This window comes from Paraburkholderia silviterrae (assembly GCF_004353915.1).
Classification (GTDB): domain Bacteria; phylum Pseudomonadota; class Gammaproteobacteria; order Burkholderiales; family Burkholderiaceae; genus Paraburkholderia; species Paraburkholderia silviterrae.
The window spans coordinates 55,218-75,105 of record NZ_SMRP01000023.1; the positions used below are offsets into that span (position 1 = coordinate 55,218).

The following is a 19,888-nucleotide window of genomic DNA, read 5'->3' on the forward strand; positions in this document are numbered from 1 at the left end:
TCAGCCTTCGAAATCGAGCCCGCCAATCAGCACTTCCGGCTCCCCTTGCGTGCGGGTCGTGAAATCCACCGGGCGCGCCGTCTCCCATGAGGCCATCTTGCGCACCGTCGCCTCCAGATAGTGCTCGAAGCGCGTCTCGCCGCCAGGCTCCATGAGGCGTTCGATCTCGTCGACGTCCCACGTGAGCGACACATTCAACGCAAACGCGTAGGGATGGCGCACTTCGCTCGGCACGCCCCACAGACGCACGCGAGTGGGATGCCCGCGCCCCTCGTGGGGCACGACCTCCGCGCGCACCTCCGGACCGAACTGGCTCGCGAGCCGCGCGGCGATGCGCGGCGCGAATTCTTCTTCGAAGCGGTAAACGGCAGCGCTGCTCATGCGCGGGTGTCTCCTGCTGTTTGTGCCGATCGTCCTGATCGTGGCGGCTGGCCGGATCGACGACCGCGAAAGCCCGCCATGTGGCAACCCAAGCGGGTCATGCATCGAAACATGCTAGCGCGAGGCGGGCGCCGGAGCCAACCCCTGTCAGACGATCCGTGACCCGCACAGCCTGTGTGTTGCGCGCTGCCGGCGCTCAGGCCGCCTCCCGTGCGCGCCGCGCTGCGATCAGCGTCGCGCGCAGCCCCTCGAACGAGTAGAGCGCGAGTGCGACCCAGATCGCGCCATAGCCGATCGCGCGCACCGAGCCAAACGGCTCGCCATAGACGAGCACGCCGGTGAGCAGCTGGAGCGTGGGCGTGACGTACTGGATGAGGCCGAGCATCGAAAGCGGGATGCGCCGCGCCGCGGCCGCGAAGAGGAGCAGCGGCACGGCCGTGATCGGCCCGGCTGCGGCCAGCAGCAGTTGCAGCCCGAGCGGCGCGTGCGCGAAATGGCCCGCGCCGGCCATGCCGATGATCGTCAGATAGACGATGGCGACTGGAAACAGCAGCACCGTCTCGAGCGCGAGACCTTCTAGCGCGCCCAGCTGCGCGGTTTTGCGCAACAGGCCGTAGCCGCCGAAGGTCAGCGCGAGCGCGAGGCTGATCCACGGCGGCGCGCCGTTCTGCCAGGTGAGCCAGGCCACGCCGAGCGCGGCGACCGCCACCGCGCACCATTGCAGCGGGCGCAGCCGCTCGCGCAGGAAGGCATAGCCGAACAGCACGTTGATGAGCGGATTGATGAAATAGCCGAGGCTCGCCTCGACGATATGCCCCGCATTCACGGCCCAGATGTAGATGCCCCAGTTGGCCGAGAGCAGCACGGCGCTCGCGGCGAAGCGCGCGATGAGACGCCTGTCGCGCAGCGCGGGCCGCAGCCAGGCCCAGTGGTGCCGCACGAGCAGCACGGCGAGGATGAACACGAGCGACCACGCCATGCGATGCGCGAGCATCTCGAGGGCGGGAATCTGGTGCAGCGTCTTGAAGTAGACCGGAAAGAGCCCCCAGATGGTGAAGGCGGAAAAGGCGTAGGCGATGCCGGGATTCATGACTCTATTGATTGAGGCGGGTAGGCAACCGTGCGCGGCGCGCGTTATCCCGCAAATTTTGGGGGGAGATTTGAACCGACCCTGCGCCGATCCGCCGGTTTTGCGACAATAGCGGATTTTCGCCGCCAGCCTTTGCGGCTGTCCAGCCTGACGCTACGCTTACGATCTTCCGGTGGGCGGCACGGAGATCGCCGAGGCCCGGTCTATGAGACCCGGCCTGCGCGGCCCGACCTGGGCGGCCCAACGCAGGCGCCCCCACCTGGGCGGCCCCCTCTTTTCAACAAAAAGCAGCGCAAGAACCCCGATTAGCGACACCCGCGATGGTCCTACCTCATATCGATCCGCTCTATTCGCTCTCCGGCCTGCTGGTCGGATTTCTGGTCGGCCTGACTGGCGTGGGCGGCGGCTCGCTGATGACACCCATCCTCGTGCTGCTGTTCCACGTGCATCCCGCCACGGCGGTGGGCACCGACCTGCTCTACGCGGCGGCGACCAAGTCGGCGGGCACGCTCGTGCACGGGCTCAAGGGTTCGGTGGACTGGCGCGTGACCTTGCGCCTCGCGGCGGGCAGTGTGCCTGCCGCCACGATCACGCTCATCCTGCTGCACCGCTACGGCATGGACACGCCGCGCGCCGGGCATCTGATCCAGTCGGTGCTGGGGGTGGCGCTGCTCATCACAGCCGTCGCGCTGATCTTCCGGCCGCAGCTCGCCGCATTCGCCGCGCGCCATCGCCATGGGCCCAGCGAGGCGCGCACGCTGTTCTTCACGATCCTCACGGGCGCCGTGCTCGGCGCGCTGGTGTCGCTCACCTCGGTGGGCGCGGGCGCCATAGGCGTGACCGTGCTGCTGCTGCTCTATCCGGCGCTGCCGACGGTGCGCATCGTCGGCTCCGACGTAGCGCACGCCGTGCCGCTCACGCTGCTTGCGGGCGCGGGGCATTGGCTGCTCGGCTCGGTTGACTGGTCGATGCTGCTTTCACTGCTCTGCGGCTCGCTGCCCGGCATCGCGATCGGCAGCATGCTCTCCACGCGCGCACCCGAGAAGCTGCTGCGCGGCCTGCTCGCCGCGACACTCACGCTCGTGGGCGCGCGCCTCGTGCTCGCCTGAAGGTCCACGCAAGAGCACGCGGCGCGCGCGAACGCGCCTCTGCCCGCCCTGCCTGAAGCCGTTGGGCGCGCGCACAAGGTCGCCCGCACGGCGCGCTTGCCGCGCGGCGAGCTTTTCAGCAGGGGTGCCGGCGCCGTTCAGGCGTACGGCGCGCTGCTGAAGAAGCGGCCATTCAAATCGGTCTCGAACTGGCGCAGCCACTGTCCACGCGCGTCGATGCGGTACGCCTGAGCCCAGGCGCCGCGCCGCACGATCACGAACTCGCCGTGCTCGGGGTCATCGGGATCCGTTTCCCCATGCACGTCGAAGTGAATCGGAGCGAAGCCGTGCCGCGCGCACGCCAGCTCAAACGCCGCCCGGTCGACGAGCGGCAAGTCGGTGTAGGTATGGATAGTCATGGCATTTCCCCGCAGTGTAGCCATGCGTGAACTCGCAGAGCCCGCGCAATTAGAAGGTATACCCCCAATCGCAGGAATGCTGTGTGTCAGTCCGCACATGCGCCACCCGCCAGCCATCAGCGCTGCCATCGCCCCAAAAAAAACCCCGGCAACGTGCCGGGGCCTGTTCGCGCGGTTCGTGCCCGCGGCTCGCACCCGCGGTGCGCACCCGTCTGGCGCCGAACCGCGGGCAGTACGACGTTTTACTGCTGCTTGACCGACAGCTTGTTCGACACCGACTTCACGCCAGCCACGCCCTGTGCGACCTGGCCAGCCTGGTCGATCTGGCCCTGATCGGGCACGGTGCCGGTCAACGTGACTGCGCCGCTGCGCGAGCGCACCGTGATGTCCTTGACGTCGAGGCCCTGCGCCTTCGAGAGCGCCTTGCGCACCGTATAGCCGAGCTTGCGGTCGACCTTCTTGGCCGAGGCCGGGGGCGCTGCCATCGTCGTGTCGGCCGCGCCGCTGGCCGCCGAGTTGTCCTGGGCATACACGCTGCAAGCGACCGTCACGCAGGCCACGGCAGTCAGCGTCTTCAGAAAAGCGACCGATTTCATGTTTTCTCCTTGTTGCTTTCGCGTTGTTGCTTCACTCATTGCGAGGATGGACCGCCACCGGCCCGCCGGACGGACGGGCTCGCCGTCCGCCAGACCGGGTCTGACGGCTTCGTTACGACACCCACGGGCAGCGTGCGAGCGCGCACCGCGCGCCCAGAGACACTGTCATGGCCTGGACACGCTGCGGCGAGAGGCAAGGATTGATATGGCACGCGAGCGCATCGCGACGGCAGGAGCGGCGCACAGCGCCTGCATCGATTGCCTGATTATGCCTGGTAGCTTGTTATGGGCTGGACGGCCTTGCGGCGCGTACCGCATGGCGCAAGCGCCATGGCGATCCACAATTTAGCCTGGGCGCGGCACGAGTGCAAAGGGTTTAGCGGTGCGCCGCTGGCGGAGCGCCCGGAGCGGAGCCCCCCGGCGGTGCGCCCTGGGCGGTACGCCCCGGCGGAGTGCCCAAGGCGGTGCGGGTCGTGCGGTGGCAGCGCACATGCCGTTGCAACGGCCAATCTAATGTAACATCGGCGGGCATATCAGCGCGGGCGTACCGGCGCGGGCGTACCGGCCTGGATCCACCAGCGCCAGCACGATCGCCTGGCGCGATCCAGGACGCACCGCGCAGCGCAACGTTTCCCCCAACCTCCCGAGGCCCGCCATTCCCCAATGAAGTTCCGTACCGGCCGCAAACCTCCTCCCCGTCTCGTCGCGCGCTTCGTGGCGATTTCGTGGCGCGACCTGGCCGTCACCTTCGGCCCCATCCTGCTGATAAGCGCCGCCGCGATCTGGCTGGCCGTGCGCCTGATCCAACCCGCGCCGCCCAGCACGCTCACGATGAGCGCCGGCCCCAAGGGCAGCACGTTCTGGAATGCCGCGCAGAAGTACAAGACGATCCTTGCGCAGAACAACATCACCGTGAACGTGCTCGAATCGGAAGGGTCGGCGCAGAACCTCCAGCGTCTTTCCGATCCGGCCTCGCATGTGGACGTCGCGTTCGTCCAGGACGGGCTCGCCACCAAGCCGCCCGCGGGCCTCGCCTCGCTCGGCAGCGTGGCATACGTGCCCCTCGCGGTGTTCTATCACGGGCCACCGGTCAGGCTGCTCTCGGAATTCGAGGGCGAGCGCATCGCCATCGGCGCCGAGGGCAGCGGCACGCGCGAGCTCGCGCTCACGCTGCTCAAGGCCAACGGCATCGAGCCGGGCGGCAAGACAAAGCTGCTGCCGCTCTCCGGCGACGATGCCGCGCGCGCGCTCGTCGAGGGCAAGATCGACGTGGCCTTCCTCGCGGGCGACTCCGCGCAGCCGCCGGTCATGGGGCGCCTGATGCGCATGCCGGGCGTGCGCTTCTTCGATTTCGCCCAGGCCGACGCCTACGCGCGACGCTTCCCGTACCTCACGGCGATCACGATCCCGATGGGCGCGTTCGATTTCGGCCGCAACCTGCCCGCGGCGCCGCTGCACTTCATCGCGCCCACGGCGGAGCTGGTCGCGCGCGATTCGCTCCATCCAGCGCTCTCCGATCTCCTGATCGATGCGGCGAAGCAGGTGCACGGCCGCTCGACGCTCTTGCAGCGCGCGGGCGAGTTCCCCGCGCCGCGCGCGCAGGACTTCCCGATCAGCGACGACGCCGCGCGCTACTACAAATCGGGCAAGAGCTTCCTGTACCGCGTGCTGCCGTTCTGGCTCGCGAGCCTCGCGGACCGCCTCATCGTCGTGCTCGTGCCGATCATCGTGGTGCTGATTCCGGGCCTGCGGCTCGTGCCGAGCCTCTATGCATGGCGGGTAAAATCACGGATCTACCGCTGGTACGGCTCGCTCATCGCGCTCGAGCGCGCCGCGAACGCCGACAACTCGCCCGCCGAGCGGCGCACGCTGACGCGCCAGCTCGACAAGATCGAAGAGTCGGTGAACGGCATGAAGATGCCGCTCGCCTACGCGGGCCAGTTCTACGTGCTGCGCGAGCATATCGGCTTCGTGCGCGAGCGGCTGCTGGCCGTGCGCGAACGGCTTTCGGCCATGGACGACGATGCTGATAGCGACGCCGATAACGGGAGCGCGAACGACGAAGGCAGCGAGCAGGACGAAAACAGCGCCGGCGGCGACGGGCGCGAGGACGGCCGCGAAGGCACGGGCGCGGCCGGCAAGGACAGCGCAAGCGCCGATGCGCCGCGCGACACGCCGGCCAACAACACGCGCACGCGAAGCACGTAGGCGACGCAAATGGCGTCGGGCACGTGAGAAACGTGGGCGAAAAAAAGCAGCACGCAGCAGCGAATACGATCAATACTCAAATAACGGGTCGCCGAAGCGGCCCACATGAAGTCCATCTCGGAGGAACAGCATGATCAGCGGCATCGACGCCAACCGGCCGGCGTGGTTCTACGACTTCGTGTCGCCGTTCTCGTACCTGCTGCTGGAGCAATACGACAAATGGCCGGGCTTCGACTTTGCGCCCACGCCAGTGGTGTTGAGCGATCTGTACCGCCACTGGGGCACGCCGTATGGCTCAGCGATTCCGACCAAGCGCATGTTCACGTACCGGCACGCGCTCTTTCGCGCGGAGCAGCTTGGCATTCCGTTCAAGATGCCGCCCGCGCATCCGTTCGACTCGGTCAAGCCGCTGCTGCTCGCCATCGTGGCAGGCGGCGAGTTTGCCTGCGTGCGCGAGATCTTCCGCTTCATCTGGCGCGAGGGACGCGATCCGTCGAGCGACGAGGGTTTCGAGCAGCTGTGCGAGCGCGTGGGCATCGCGCATGGCGAAGCGATGATCGAGCAAGAAGCAGTGCGCGCGCAACTGCGCCGCAACACCAACGACGCCATCTCGATGGGCGTGTTCGGCGTGCCCACCTTCTGGATGAACAAGCAGCTCTTCTGGGGCGAGGACGCGCTGCCCATGGTGCTCTACTGTGCGCGCACGCCGAACTGGCTCGATTCGCGCGAAGTGAAGCGCATCAGTGTGCTGCCTTCGGGGCTCGTGAAGCAGGAGACGGCCTAAAAGCGGCCTAAAAGCGGCCCGGAGGCGCTGCGCGCACCGGGTCGCGCCGGCCGGCCCTGCTGATGCCGGTCATACCAGGCACCCTATGGCGGTCGCGCGCGCAGCAGAATAAGGTTACAAATCCAGCCGTGCGCGAGAGACGCGCGGCACCGCTCCCCACGCTTGACGCATTGCCATGGACGACACTGCCCTTTCCCTCGATATCTGGCTCGTGCGCGTGCTGCGCACGCTGCTGCTCGAGCGCAGCGTCACGCAGGCCGCGCTGCGGCTGAACCAGACGCAGCCGGCGATCAGCACGGCGCTGCGGCGGCTGCGCGAAATTCTCGGCGACCCCATCCTCGTGCGCGGCAAGGCCGGCATGGTGCCGACCGAATACGGCGAGTCGCTGCTGCAGCACGCACAACGCGTGCTGCGCGACGTCGACTTCGTAGCCACGCCGCACGGCGACTTCGACCCGGCGCGCTCGAAGCGCACCTTCCGTGTGGCCGCGCCAGACTACCTCAACGACTTCTTCATGCCGACGCTGATCTCCTGCTTTCGCGAGGCGGCGCCCTCGGCGCGTCTGGAGATCCTCTCGCTCTCGCCCACGCTCGATCATCACGCCGCGCTGGAATCGGGCGAAATCGACATCGTGATCGGCAACTGGCCGAAGCCCGACCCTCACTTCGCGCGCAGCGACCTGTTCACGGACAAAATCGTCTGCATGATGCGCGCCGACCATCCGCTCGCGCGCGCGCCGCTCACGCGCGATGCGTATCTCGCGGCAGCGCATCTCGCGCCCACGCCCTATACCGGCGCGAACGCGAGCCCCGTCGACCTGGGCTTCGCGAAAGCGCGCGCCCAAAGGCGCATCGTCGCGACGCTGCCCTACTTCGGGCTTGCGCCCCAGGTGCTGCTGCAGTCGGACCTGATCTTCACGACCACGCGCCGCTTCGCGACGCATTACGCCCGGCTCATGCCCATCGCCGTGGCCGAGCCGCCGTTCTCGTTTCCGCGCATTCGCTGCTATCAGATGTGGCACCCGCAGCCCGACCGGCCGAGCGACATCGACTGGCTGCGCGAGCTGATCGACACGGTGTCGGCCAAGCTCACCGAACCCGTGCGCAAGGCGAAATCGCGCAAAACTAGCGCCAGGCTTGCAGCCGGCGCCAACGGCAAAGACGCGGCGCAATCCGTCTCGATAACTGGCGAATAATTTCGCCAGAAAGAGCACGCACGCCGCCCGCGTGCCGATAAAAGCGCTAAAGGCGCGGCTTCATTGCACGGCGTTGCGGGCAAAAAAAGCACCCCAAGCGCAGGACCGAAGTCCAACGGTTGGGGTGTAGCTCACGGCAGACACTGGATTTTCCACGCCCACCGTCACATCGACATTCGGTGGGCGCTCGACATCAAACTCTCACAAGCATCGGTGTGCTCGCCCGGTGTTGCGCCTCGGCGAGCGGTGCGCGCATTTGCATGAGCTGCGCGGCCACCGCCACGGCAATCGACGAAGGCGCCTTGTCGACGATGCCCGGCACGCCGATCGGGCAGGTCATCTCGCTCATGCGCCCGGCCTCGACACCGCGCTCGATGAGACGGCGCTCGAACTTCACGCGCTTGGTCTTCGAGCCGATCAGCCCGAACCACGCGAAATCGCGCCGCTGCATGATGCGCAACGAAAGCTCGAAATCGAGCGCGTGATTGTGCGTCATCACGATGAAATACGCGCCGGGCGGCACCTCGTCGACGATCGCGGCGGGCGTGTCGGTCGCCTCGATCTGCACGTTGGGCGGCACTTCATCGGGGAACAGCTCGTCGCGCTCGTCCACCCACTGCACGACGCACGGCAGCATGCCGAGCAGCGTCACAAGCGCGTGGCCCACGTGGCCCGCGCCGAACAGCACGACGTGCATCGGCCCGTAGTGCGGCACCGGCGTGCCGCGCCGCCCGATCACGACGCGCCCGGTGGCGTCGATCCGTTCGCAATGATTCGCACCGCTCATCATCTCACGAGACTCCTTCGAAACTGCACGTTCAATCACATTCAGCCGCGCGCCATCGCCCGCACCGCACGCACGCCCTTGAGGATTTCCTCGGCGGTCGCGGGCGCATTCATCGGCGGATTGAAGCGATAGTCGGCCACGCTCGCCACGGCGTCGCGCAGCGCGAAGAACACCGAGAACGGCAGCAGCAGCGGCGGCTCGCCCACGGCCTTCGAGCGATGGATGCTGTCCTCCGCGTTGCGGTTGTTGAAGAGCTTCACGTTGAACTCGATCGGCGTGTCGTTCACGGTCGGGATCTTGTAGGTGGACGGCGCGTGCGTCATGAGCTTGCCATCCGGCTTCCACCAGAGCTCTTCGGTCGTGAGCCAACCCATGCCCTGAATGAAGCCGCCTTCCACCTGTCCCACGTCGAGCGCGGGGTTCAGCGACGAGCCCGCGTCGTAGAGCGCGTCGGCGCGCAGCACGCGCATCTCGCCCGTGAGCGTGTCGATCACGACCTCGGAAACCGCCGCGCCATATGCGTAATAGTAGAACGGCCGGCCGCGCAGCGTCTTCTGATCCCAGTACAGCTTGGGCGTCGCGTAGAAGCCGTCCGACCACAGTTGCACGCGCGCGAGATAGGCCTTCGCGATGAGCGCCTCGAACGGCACGATCTCGTCGCCGACGATCACGCTGTCGTTGGCAAAGCGCACGTCGCCTGCGTTGACGCGGCCCTCGCCCCACGTGGTGGCCGCGAGCGCGGCAAGACGCTCGCGCAACTGGCGCGCCGCATCCTGCGCGGCCTTGCCGTTGAGGTCGGTGCCCGTCGATGCGGCGGTGGCCGAGGTGTTGGCCACCTTGCTGGTGTCGGTGGCGGTCACGCGCACGCGGCCGAAGTCGATGCCGAGCTCGTGCGCCACGACCTGCGCGACCTTGGTGTTCAGGCCCTGACCCATCTCCGTGCCGCCGTGGTTCACGAGCACGGAACCGTCGGTATAGATATGGACGAGCGCGCCCGCCTGGTTGAAGTGCGTGACGTTGAACGCGATGCCGAACTTCACCGGCGTGAGCGCGATGCCCTTCTTGAGCACGTCGTTGTTCGCATTGAATTCGCGGACCGCGGCACGGCGCTCGCGATAGCCGCTCGTTTGCGCCAGTTCGTCGATGATCTCGTGAATGACGTTGTCTTCGAGCGTCTGGCCGTACGGCGTCTCGTTGTTCTCGGTCTTGCCGTAGAGATTGCGGCGGCGCACGTCGAGCGAATCGAGGCCGAGCGAGCGCGCGACGTCGTCCATGATGTACTCGATCGCGAACGCGCCCTGCGGGCCGCCGAAGCCGCGGAACGCGGTGTTCGACTGCGTGTTGGTCTTGCCGCAGTAGCCGGCGATGGAGACGTCGGGCAGCCAGTAGGCGTTGTCGAAGTGGCAGACGGCGCGCGTCATCACCGGGCCGGAGAGGTCGGCGGAGAAGCCGCAGCGCGAGGTCATGTCGACCGAAATGCCTTCGATCGTGCCATGGTCGTCGTAGCCCACTTCATACGTATAGTGGAAATCGTGACGCTTGCCCGTGATCATCATGTCGTCGTCGCGGTCCGGACGCAGCTTCACGGGGCACAGCAGCTTCCACGCGGCGAGCGCCGCGCAGCACGCGAACAGGCCCGACTGCGATTCCTTGCCGCCGAAGCCGCCGCCCATGCGCCGGCATTCCACGAGCACGTTGTGCGAGTGCACGCCCAGCACGTGCGCCACCAGATGCTGCATTTCGCTCGGGTGCTGCGTCGAGCACCAGACGTGCATGCCGTCGTCGTCCTTGGGCACCGCGTAAGCGATCTGCCCTTCCAGATAGAACTGCTCCTGGCCGCCCAGCAGCATTTCGCCTTCGTGGCGGTGCGCGGCGCGTGCGGCGCGCGTGGACGCGTCGCCGCGCGCGAGCTTCATCGGCGGCAGCACGTATTGCTCGGCGGCGCGCGCCTGCTGCGCGGTGAGCACCGCGGGCAGCTCTTCGTATTGCACTTCGGCGCGGCGCGCGGCAAGGCGTGCCGTGTCGTGCGTGGTGGCCACCACGATGAACATCGGCTGGCCGACGTACTGCACGACGCCATCGGCGAGAACCGGATCGTCGTGGATGATCGGGCCGCAGTCGTTCACGCCGGGAATGTCGCCGGCGGTCAGCACGGCCACCACGCCCGGCGTCGCGCGGACCTTGGACAGATCCATCGAGACGATGCGCGCGTGCGCCTTCTGCGAGAGGCCGAGCGCCGCGTGCAGCGTGCCCGCCACGGTCGGAATGTCGTCGGTGTAGGTGGCGCGCCCGCTCACGTGCAGATGCGCCGATTCGTGCGCACGCGAGACGTGCACCTGCGCGAAAGGTTCGCGCGCCTTCGCTTCTTCCAGGAACGGTTCGGCTTGCTGGTTCATTGTTTCGATCTCCGTATGTTTTCCGTTTCCTGGTGTATCAAGCCGCGCTTTGTGCGGATTCGGCCGCGACGGCGCGCACGTTGAGCGCTTGCGGCGCGAGCGGATTGTTCGGCCGCGTTTCGAGCCAGAAGCGATAAAGCGTGTTCTTCGCGGCTTCGAGGCGGTAGTCGCTCGTCGCGCGCATGTCGGAGAGCGGTGCGTAGTCGTTGGCCATCGCGATCATGGCCGCCTGCGCGGTGGCTTCGTGCCATTGCGCGTCGGCGAGCACGCCTTCCGTGTGGGTCGCGCGCTTGGGCGTGGCCGCCATGCCGCCGAACGCGATGCGCGGCTCGCGGACCGTGTCGCCATCGGCGATGAACGAGAACGCTGCGCACACCGCCGAAATATCGGAGTCGAAGCGCTTGGACACCTTATACGTGCGGAACTTCAGGTTCGCGCGCGCGCCGGTGCGAGTCGGCACCTTGAGCGCGAGCACGAACTCGTGCTCGGCCATGTCCTTCTTCTGGTAGGCCAGGTAGAGGTCTTCGAGCGGCAGCTCGCGCACCGTGTCGCCCCCGCGCAGCACCACGTGCGCGCCGAGTGCGATCAGGCCCGGCATCGAGTCGCCGATGGGCGAGCCGTTCGCGACGTTGCCGCCGATCGTGCCCGCATTGCGGATCGGCAGCGAAGCAAAGCGCTGCCACATCTCTTCCAGTTCGGGATAGTGCTTCGCGAGCTCCGCGTAGCCGCGCTCGACGCTCACGCCCGCGCCGATCTCGATCCACGCGTCGCTCACGTCGATCTGGCGCATCGACTCGACCTGGCCCACGTAGACGATGTCGCCCAGTTGGCGCATCTGCTTCGTGACCCACAGGCCAATGTCGGTGCTGCCCGCGAGAATGCGCGTGTTGGGGCGCGCGGCCTTGATCTCGGCGAACGCGTCGACGGTGCGCGGCGCATCGTATTGCTGGCCCTTGTGCTCGTAGTGGAACGTCTCGCCGCGCTCGAGCGTGGCGAGCGTCTGCGCGAGCGCCTTTACGTCGACGGGCTGCTTCGGCGCGTCGGCCTTGAACATCTGCTCGGCGGCGTCGAGGATAGGGCGATAGCCCGTGCAGCGGCACAGATTGCCGGTCAGCGCGTTGGCGATCTCGTCGCGCGACGGCACGCTGCAGGCCGCCTTGCCCGGGCAGCCCTGGCCTGGGTGTCCCGCATGACCCGCCGCGCCGGCGTGCTCATGGCCGTGCTTTTCGTAGAGCGCCCACATCGACATGACGAAACCGGGGGTGCAGAAGCCGCATTGCGAGCCGTGGCAGTCCACCATCGCCTGCTGCACGGGGTGCAGCGACCCGTCGGGCTGGCGCAGGTCTTCGACGGTGAAGAGCGCCTTGCCGTCGAGCGTAGGCAGGAACTGGATGCAGGCGTTGACGGCCTTGAAGCTCACGCCGCCTTCGGCCGTGCGCTCGCCGACGACGACGGTGCAGGCGCCGCAGTCGCCTTCTGCACAGCCCTCCTTGGTGCCGGTGCAGCGCGCGTCTTCGCGCAGATACTGGAGAACGGTGCGGGTGACATCCGCGTCGCTGACTTCGCGAATCGCGTTGCGGTGATAAAAGCGGATCGGCTGCTGACTCATGATTTCTGTCTCGTCGTGTTCTGCGGCTCGCTGGACTGCCCGAGGGGGGCTGCGTTTGCCGCTCTTTCAGTGGACGGTTCGAAAGCTATCACTGCCAATATTGAGAACCCATAGGCAGAGGTACATGGGGGATATATCGTTGATGCGATAAATCGTCGGATTGCGGTTTCGCTGCGCTTATGTGTTGTTGTCCGAATCGCGCGAATAGCGACTAGATTCACGCGAAACCGCCAATTCTGGGCCTGGACCTATGCACCACGAAGAGGCAAGCACGCCGCGGCACACCCTTCCATGGCCCGTAGCCGCGTGAAGTTCGCGCATCGTCGCTCAAATCCACGCATTCTCTCCTGAGCACGCCGCGCTGCGGCGAACGCGAAAACGCACGGAAAATCGCCTGTTCAACCCGTTGGAACGCCTTTTCAACATCTGCGGAAGAACCGGTTCCATGGGACAATCACGCCTTTCCCGCCGTTATCCATCCGCGTTTTCCCCATGTCCGCTGATTCAGCGCCCGAGCGCAACGCCGCGTCGACGACCTTGCAGATCATCCCGGTCGTCTTTTTCACTTTCCTCTGCTACCTGACCATCGGCATTCCGCTCGCCGTGTTGCCGGGCTACGTGCACAACGACCTCGGCTTCAGCACGATCGTGGCCGGCGGGGCGATCAGCGTGCAATACATCGCGACACTCTGCTCGCGCGCGCTGGCCGGGCGTTCGGCCGATACGCTCGGGCCCAAGAAGACGGTGACGATCGGCCTGATCGGCTGCGGCGCGAGCGGCGTGCTACTGCTGCTCGCGACGCTCGTCGCGCACTGGCCGGCGCTCTCGCTAGCACTGCTCGTGACGAGCCGCTTGATGCTCGGCTGCGGCGAGAGCTTGTGCGGCACGGGCGCGATCCTCTGGGGCATCGGCCGCGTGGGCACCGCGCACAACGCGCGCGTGATCTCGTGGAACGGCATCGCGACCTATGGCGCGCTTGCGCTCGGCGCGCCGCTCGGCGTGGAAATGGCGCATTACCTCGGCTTCTGGACGCTCGGCGTTTCGGTGATCGCGCTGGCCGCGCTCGGCTTCTGGCTCGCGCGCCCGATCGCGCCGGTGCCGGTCGTGCACGGCGAGCGCATGTCGTATCGCAGCGTGCTCACGCGCGTGCTGCCGCATGGCCTCGGCCTTGCGCTCGGGTCGGCGGGCTTCGGCTCGATCGCCACCTTCATCACCCTCTTCTATGCGGCGCGCCACTGGCCCAATGCGGCCTTCTCGCTCACGCTGTTCGGGCTGATGTTCATCGGCGCGCGCCTCTTGTTCGCCAACACGATCAAGAAGTTCGGCGGATTCCGCGTGGCGATCGCGTCGTTCTCCTGCGAATGCCTGGGCCTTTTGCTGCTGTGGCTCGCGCCCACGCCGCATGTCGCGCTGCTGGGCGCCGCGCTCACGGGCTTCGGCTTTGCGCTGGTGTTCCCGGCGCTGGGCGTGGAAGCGGTCGGTCTCGTGCCTGCGGCGAGCCGCGGGGCGGCGCTATCGGCCTACTCGGTGTTTCTCGACCTTTCGCTCGGCATTACGGGGCCGCTTGCGGGCTATGTCGCAAATCTGTTCGGCTATGGATCGGTGTATCTGTTCGCCGCCATCGCGGCTGCGGCTGGCGTGGCGCTTTCGGTCTCGCTGCATCGCAAGAGCGTGCGGGAAGCGGCACTCGCGCAGCCGGTTACCTCGGACGCGCAGTAGCAGTCCAGCAGTAAAAAACCGCACCGGGCAGCGCGCCCGATGCGGTTCATCCTCTTTCGCGTGGCGACGCGCCAACCGCCGCCATGCCGGTCATCGCCCTTCCTTACTTCTTCACTGCTTGCGGATCGATCTTCTTGCCCGTTTCCGCGTTATAGCGCTGGACGTACTCCTCGCTGAGCTTGCGCATCGCGCGGCCGATCTTGCGATAGTCCGCTTCGTTCAGGTTCGCGAGCGACACGCGGCCCGACGGATGCGCCGTGCCAAAGCCCTTGCCCGGCAGCAGCACGACGCGGGCCTCGGCCGCGAGACGGAACAGCAGTTCGTTGGGCTGGACCTGCTTGAGCAGCCAGTCGACGAATTCGCGGCCAAAGCGCTTCTCGCCCAGGTACTCCATGTCGATGATCGTGTAGTAATCGACCTGGTTCGGATCGCCCTCGTCGACGGCAATGCCCATCTCCTCGTAGAGCGCGCGCTTGCGGCTTCGGATCAGGCGCTTGAGCGCGTTCTTGTAGGCGTCGGGCGTGTCCATCAGAGAGAACAGCGAGAACAGCACCATCTGCACCTGCTGCGGCGTCGATAGACCGGCCGTGTGATTGAGCGCAACGGTGCGGCTGTCGGCCACCAGACGGTCGATGAACTTGAGCTTGTCCGGCTCCGTCGTGATCGATTCGTAGCGCTTGTGCAGGATCTTCTTCTCTTCCTTCGGCAGCTTCGCGAGCGTGGCGTCGAGCACGTTGTCGCGATGCGTCGCGATCGCACCCAGACGCCAGCCCGTCGCCCCGAAGTATTTCGAATAGGAGTACACGAGAATCGTGTTCTTCGGAGCGAGTGCGAAGAGCGACACGAAGTTGTCGGCGAAGGTGCCGTACACGTCGTCGGTCAGCAGGATCAGGTCCGGGCGCTCCTTGATGATCTCCGCGATGTACTCGAGGCTTTCATCGTCGATCTTCACCGAAGGCGGATTGCTCGGATTGACGAGGAAGAACGCCTTCACCTTCGGGTCGCGCAGCTTGTCGAGTTCCTTCTTCGAGTACTGCCAGTTGTTCTCGACGGTGGCGTTCAGATGCACGACGTTGAGCTGGTAGTCGTTGAGTTCGGGAATCTCGATGTAGGGCGTGAAGATCGGCATGCCCAGCGCGATGGTGTCGCCCGCCTTGATCAGGAAGTTCTCGCGCATCGTGTTGAAGATGTACGTCATGGCCGCGGTGCCGCCTTCCACCGCGAACACGTCGAACTCGCCGACGAACGGATGCTTGCCGATCATCTCGCGGCGCAGATACTGGCCGACGATGATTTCGGACAGCTTGAGCATGCGGTCCGGCACCGGATAGTTGCAGGCCAGAATGCCTTCGCACATTTCGTAGAGGAAGTCGCCCGCCGAAAGACCGAGCTGGTCGCGCACGTACGACACCGCGCCGCCGATGAAATCGATGCCGGGCTGGCCCTTGTTCTCACGCAGGAACTGGTCGAAGCGCTCGACGATGCCCGCGCGTTGCGGGAAGCCGCCCACGCCTTCGGGCATGTACGAGAACGAGCGCTCCGATTCGCGCATCGCGAAGAGGCCGAGCTGCCAGAAACCGTGACGCGGAATCGTGGCGAGGAAGTTGGGATTGCCGCGGCCGGCGTTGAGCATCGAGAGGTTGGCCGGGCGCTCGGTTGCGCCGCCGCCGGCCGCCTTGATCAGCTCGTCCTTGAGCTCGAACGGGCTCAGTGCGTCGAGGGCTGCCTTGTCCTTCGTGTCGTTGCCTTTACCTTTTGCCATGATGCTCTCCGTTGGAAGACGTTGGGCGTGCCGCCGTTGCTTGCGCTTGACGCATTGCGCGGGAACGGCACGCGATTTCGACAGATCGATGCGCCCGGGCCTGCGCAACTACAACCCTTCGCGTAGCCCGACCTGCGCGGCGCGACCTGCGCGGCCCGACCTACGCGGCGCGATTGACTTCATGTCATGCGAGACCCACCACGAGCGGCCCGAGCAGCGTGAGCAGCACGTTGGCGATCGCGTAGGTGATGGCGAACGGCACCGTGGGCACGGCGCTCTCGGCCTTGTCGAGAATGCCGCCGAAGGCCGGATTCGCACTGCGGGAGCCGGACAGCGCGCCCGCGAGAATCGCCGCGTTGTTGTATTTGAGGACGTAGCGGCCAAACAGCATCGTGAGGATGAGCGGAACGATCGTCACCACCACGCCGAGCAGGAAGATCGTGATGCCGCTCTGCTTGATCGTCACCACGGCCTGCAGGCCCGAGTTCAGCCCCACCACCGCGACGAACGCCGCGAGGCCGAAGTCCTTGAGCAGCTGCGAGGCCGCCGGCGGCATCACGCCGTACATCGGGTGCTTGCCGCGCATCCAGCCGAACAGGAGGCCCGCGAGCAGGCACCCGCCGCCCGAGCCGAGCGTGAGCGGAATGCCGGCCACGTTCACGACGATCAGACCGATCAGCAGGCCCAGCACGAGGCCCACACCCATGTAGATGAAGTCGGTCTTGTTGCTGTAGGCGAGCTCGTAGCCCGCGGACTGTACGGCGCGCTTGGTGTCGGTCGCGGTGCCGTAGACGGTCACCACGTCGCCGTGCTCGAGCTTCGTGCCCGGCAGGATCGGCACCGGCTGCCCCGCGCGCTCGATCTTCTCGATGTACACGCCGTGCCGCAGATCGCGGTCGACGTTCTTGCGCACTTCGGCAATCGTCGTGTGGTTCATGCCCTTCTTGCTGAACACGACCTGGCGTGTCTGCATCACGAGGCTCATGCCGCCCGAGTCCGGCATTTCCGGGCCGATCAGCGGGCCCACTTCGACCATCTGCTCGCGGCGGCCGACGACGAGCACGAGGTCATCGCGGCTCAGCACGAAGTCGGGCGTTGGATCGACGAGCTTGCCCGCGCGGCGAACCTTCTCGATGGCGACAAAATCCTGCTCGGCCACTTCGATCTGCTTGACCGTCTTGCCGGCCGCTGCTTCGACGCGGAAGACGCGGCCGAACAGCTCGGGCAGCGCGGCGAGCTGGCCCGGCCCCGCCGTGGCGGCGTCGCCGGCCATTTCGCGTTCGGCGTCCATGGAAGCGTCCTTCAGGCTGCGGCCCATGAACTTCGGCAGGATGTTCACGCAGACGATGATCGCGCCAAGCGAGCCGAACACGTAGGTAACGGCATAGCCGATCGCGACGTCGGCCTGCATGGCCTTCACCTGGTCGGGCGGCAGGCCGAGGCGCGCGATGGCGTCGCCGGCCGTGCCGATGATCGCCGACTGCGTCATGCCGCCCGCAGCGAGACCCGCGGCGAGGCCCTTGTTGAGGTGAAAGAGCTTCGCGCAGACGAGCACGGTGGCCAGACCCGCGAGCGCCATGAACACGGCCATCGCAATCTCGCGCAGCGTCTTGCGGTTGAGCGAGTTGAAGAAGCCCGGCCCGGAGTCGTAGCCCACCGCGTAGATGAAGACCGCGAACATCACCGCCTTCACGCCGTTGTCGATCGTCACACCCACCTGACTGATCAGGACCGCGGCGAGCAGCGACCCGCCCACGCCGCCTAGCTGGAACTTGCCGAAGTTGATCTGGCCGACCCAGTAGCCGACCGCCAGTGAGAGAAATAAGGCGATTTCCGGGGATTTGTGAAAGATGTCATGTAGCCATTCCATCGTGCCCTCGCTTTGGAAGATGTAACTGCTTGCTGCCGTTGAAGTTGGACGGCCGGTTGGACGGCCGGTTGGACGGCCAGTTGGACGGCCCGCAGGACGGTCAGTCGGACGGCCTGATGAAAGCGCGCCAATTTTTGAGATATCGCGGCCGTCATCGACCGCGGACGGGTTCGGCGCGCGCGATGTCCGTGAGCACTGCGCGCGCCGCTGATCAAGCAAAAATCAGCCAAATTTCGTCGCGAGGCCGACCACCACCGGCCCCATGAGCGGCAACAAAATGTTCGACAGCGCATAGGTGATCGTGTAGCCGATCACCGGCGTCGAATTGCCCGTCACGCCAACGAGCGCACTGATCGCGGGCGTGCTGCACTGCTGGCCCGCAATCGCGCCGAGCAGCATCGGCGCTTCGAGCTTGAGGAACATGCGCCCGATCCACAGCGAGAGCAGGCCCGGAATCAGCACCATCAGGATGCCGGCGAGCGGCAGCGCGAGGCCGTATTCGCGCACGAGCTTGATGGCGTCCGATCCGGCCGAGAGGCCCACGGCCGCGATAAAGGTTGCGAGGCCGAAGTCCTTGAGCACCTGCGCCGCAGCCGAGGGCAGCGAGCCGACCACGGGGAAATGCGAGCGCAGCCAGCCGAAGAAGAGGCCCGAGAGCAGGCATCCGCCGCCCGTGCCGAGCTCGAGCGCCACGCCGCCCACCCTCACGCCGAAGCGGCCGATCATCATGCCCACGAGCACGCCGAGGCCGAGGTAGACGAAGTCGGTCTTCTGGGTCTGCTGGATCACGTAGCCGAGGCGCTTCGCGCCGCGCGCGACGTCGGTGGGCGCACCGATCAGCGTGAGCACGTCACCGCGGTGCACCACGGTGCCGGGCAGCGCGGGCACCGTGGTGTCGAGGCGTGTGATCGCGCCCACGTAGATGCCGCGCCCCGCTTCCGGCTCGGCGCGCTCGCGCATCTGCGCAAGCGTGAGGCCGTTGGCTTCGCGGCGCGTGAGCATCACGTCCGTGCGCTGCGCGAAGAGCTTCACGAAGCCCTCGCCCGAGACTTCGGCGCCGAGGCTGCCTGCCGCCTCCACCACGGCCTCGCGCCGCCCCCCGATGAACACGATGTCGCCCGCCTGCAGCACGAACTGCGCGTCGGTGTCGATCTGGCGCTGCTCGCGCAGAACCCGCTCGACCGTGATGTTGTTGCCAAAGCGCGCCTCGAATGCCGAGACCCGGGTGCCCGCGGCCGGCCCCGCCTCGAACGCTCGGCCCTCGAGCGGCGGCAGCGCGAGCCGCTGGCCTTCGTCGAGCACGCCGTCGCCGCCGAGCTTGCGAAAGAGGCGCGCGGCCTCCTCGCGCAAGTTCACGCGCATGAGGATGGGGGCGATCTGGCTCGTGAACAGCACGATGGTGATCAGGCCAAAGAGGTAGCTCACGCTATAGGCGGTCACCACGTGCGCCTGCAGCGTGCTCACCTGGGCGTCGCTCAAGCCGAGCTTCGCGATGGCCTCCGAGGCCGTGCCGATCACCGCCGACTCGGTGGCGGCGCCCGCCAGCAGGCCGGCGGCCGTGCCCGCGTCGAGCTTCATCAGGACGACCGCGATCATGATGAGCGTCATGACCGAGACGATTTCGATGATCGACAGAAGTCCATAGCGCCAGCCGCGCCCGACATTCGCGAAAAACTGCGGGCCGCCCGTGAAGCCGAGCGCGAAGATGAACAGAGCAAAGGCAACGTTCTTGAGATCGGGCGAGATGCGTGCGCCCGTCTGGCCCAGCACGAGCGCGACGATCAACGTGCCGCATACTCCGCCGAGCGAAATCGGCCCAAAACGGACGGAACCGATCAAATAACCGAGCGCGAGACTCGCAAACAGCGCTATCTCGGGCTGCGACTTCAGCAATTCAACGATCATGTCTGGTCTGCCGATTTACGTTTTAGTTTTCGAGAAATATGCATAACGAACATGCACGCGGCATGCCCATCTCTATTCC

Annotated in this window: 15 protein-coding genes; 5 read left to right on the forward strand and 10 right to left on the reverse strand. The window is 66.5% G+C overall.

Going from position 1 to position 19,888, the window contains the following annotated elements; genetic code table 11:
* The gene (locus tag EYW47_RS31250; RefSeq protein WP_133198674.1) at positions 1-381 is read right to left on the reverse strand and encodes a DUF5594 family protein; all 381 of its coding nucleotides are present in this window, start codon (positions 379-381) and stop codon (positions 1-3) included.
* A gap of 196 nt (positions 382-577) precedes the next feature.
* Positions 578-1,471, reverse strand: coding sequence for an EamA family transporter RarD (rarD, locus tag EYW47_RS31255; RefSeq protein ID WP_133198675.1), 894 nt, complete (start codon positions 1,469-1,471; stop codon positions 578-580).
* Positions 1,472-1,791: 320 nt separating this feature from the next.
* Between rarD and EYW47_RS31260 the strand changes: the two genes are divergently transcribed.
* Positions 1,792-2,580 carry a sulfite exporter TauE/SafE family protein gene (locus tag EYW47_RS31260; RefSeq protein WP_133198676.1) on the forward strand — a complete coding sequence of 263 codons (789 nt, stop codon included), beginning with the start codon at positions 1,792-1,794 and terminating at the stop codon, positions 2,578-2,580.
* Between the two features lie 137 nt (positions 2,581-2,717).
* Here the strand turns inward: EYW47_RS31260 and EYW47_RS31265 are convergent, their stop codons facing one another.
* Positions 2,718-2,978: a hypothetical protein gene (locus EYW47_RS31265; RefSeq protein ID WP_133198677.1), complete on the reverse strand. Its 261-nt coding sequence runs from the start codon at positions 2,976-2,978 to the stop codon at positions 2,718-2,720.
* A 242-nt stretch (positions 2,979-3,220) separates the two neighbouring features.
* Positions 3,221-3,574, reverse strand: coding sequence for a BON domain-containing protein (locus EYW47_RS31270; protein WP_133198678.1), 354 nt, complete (start codon positions 3,572-3,574; stop codon positions 3,221-3,223).
* A 663-nt stretch (positions 3,575-4,237) separates the two neighbouring features.
* On the opposite strand from EYW47_RS31270, the gene EYW47_RS31275 reads away from it, so the two are divergent.
* The 3 genes from EYW47_RS31275 (at position 4,238) to EYW47_RS31285 (ending at position 7,761) form a co-directional block, all read left to right on the forward strand.
* Positions 4,238-5,782: a TAXI family TRAP transporter solute-binding subunit gene (locus EYW47_RS31275; RefSeq protein WP_133198679.1), complete on the forward strand. Its 1,545-nt coding sequence runs from the start codon at positions 4,238-4,240 to the stop codon at positions 5,780-5,782.
* 130 nt (positions 5,783-5,912) lie between these two features.
* A complete protein-coding gene (locus EYW47_RS31280) occupies positions 5,913-6,566 on the forward strand; it encodes a 2-hydroxychromene-2-carboxylate isomerase (protein ID WP_133198680.1) in 654 nt (217 codons plus the stop codon).
* 175 nt (positions 6,567-6,741) lie between these two features.
* Positions 6,742-7,761: a LysR family transcriptional regulator gene (locus EYW47_RS31285; protein WP_133198681.1), complete on the forward strand. Its 1,020-nt coding sequence runs from the start codon at positions 6,742-6,744 to the stop codon at positions 7,759-7,761.
* A 193-nt stretch (positions 7,762-7,954) separates the two neighbouring features.
* On the opposite strand, the gene xdhC is transcribed toward EYW47_RS31285, so the two are convergent.
* The 3 genes from xdhC to xdhA are packed head-to-tail and all read right to left on the reverse strand — an operon-like array spanning position 7,955 to position 12,553.
* Complete coding sequence (gene xdhC / locus EYW47_RS31290) at positions 7,955-8,551, reverse strand: xanthine dehydrogenase accessory protein XdhC (RefSeq protein WP_133198682.1); 597 nt, start codon at positions 8,549-8,551, stop codon at positions 7,955-7,957.
* 38 nt (positions 8,552-8,589) lie between these two features.
* Positions 8,590-10,944: a xanthine dehydrogenase molybdopterin binding subunit gene (gene xdhB / locus EYW47_RS31295; protein ID WP_133198683.1), complete on the reverse strand. Its 2,355-nt coding sequence runs from the start codon at positions 10,942-10,944 to the stop codon at positions 8,590-8,592.
* A 37-nt stretch (positions 10,945-10,981) separates the two neighbouring features.
* Positions 10,982-12,553, reverse strand: a complete 1,572-nt coding sequence (gene xdhA, locus EYW47_RS31300) for a xanthine dehydrogenase small subunit (protein ID WP_133198684.1) — start codon at positions 12,551-12,553, stop codon at positions 10,982-10,984.
* Between the two features lie 492 nt (positions 12,554-13,045).
* On the opposite strand from xdhA, the gene EYW47_RS31305 reads away from it, so the two are divergent.
* Complete coding sequence (locus EYW47_RS31305) at positions 13,046-14,272, forward strand: MFS transporter (protein ID WP_133198685.1); 1,227 nt, start codon at positions 13,046-13,048, stop codon at positions 14,270-14,272.
* 103 nt (positions 14,273-14,375) lie between these two features.
* Here the strand turns inward: EYW47_RS31305 and EYW47_RS31310 are convergent, their stop codons facing one another.
* The 3 genes from EYW47_RS31310 to aspT (EYW47_RS31320) all read right to left on the reverse strand — a co-directional run bounded on the left by EYW47_RS31310 (position 14,376) and on the right by aspT (EYW47_RS31320) (position 19,809).
* Positions 14,376-16,034, reverse strand: a complete 1,659-nt coding sequence (locus EYW47_RS31310) for a bifunctional aspartate transaminase/aspartate 4-decarboxylase (RefSeq protein WP_133198686.1) — start codon at positions 16,032-16,034, stop codon at positions 14,376-14,378.
* Positions 16,035-16,218: 184 nt separating this feature from the next.
* On the reverse strand, positions 16,219-17,904 hold the full coding sequence (aspT, locus tag EYW47_RS31315) for an aspartate-alanine antiporter (RefSeq protein ID WP_133198687.1): 1,686 nt from the start codon (positions 17,902-17,904) through the stop codon (positions 16,219-16,221).
* A 222-nt stretch (positions 17,905-18,126) separates the two neighbouring features.
* Entirely contained in the window at positions 18,127-19,809 is a 1,683-nt protein-coding gene (aspT, locus tag EYW47_RS31320) for an aspartate-alanine antiporter (protein ID WP_133198688.1), read from the reverse strand.
* Positions 19,810-19,888 lie beyond the last annotated feature (79 nt).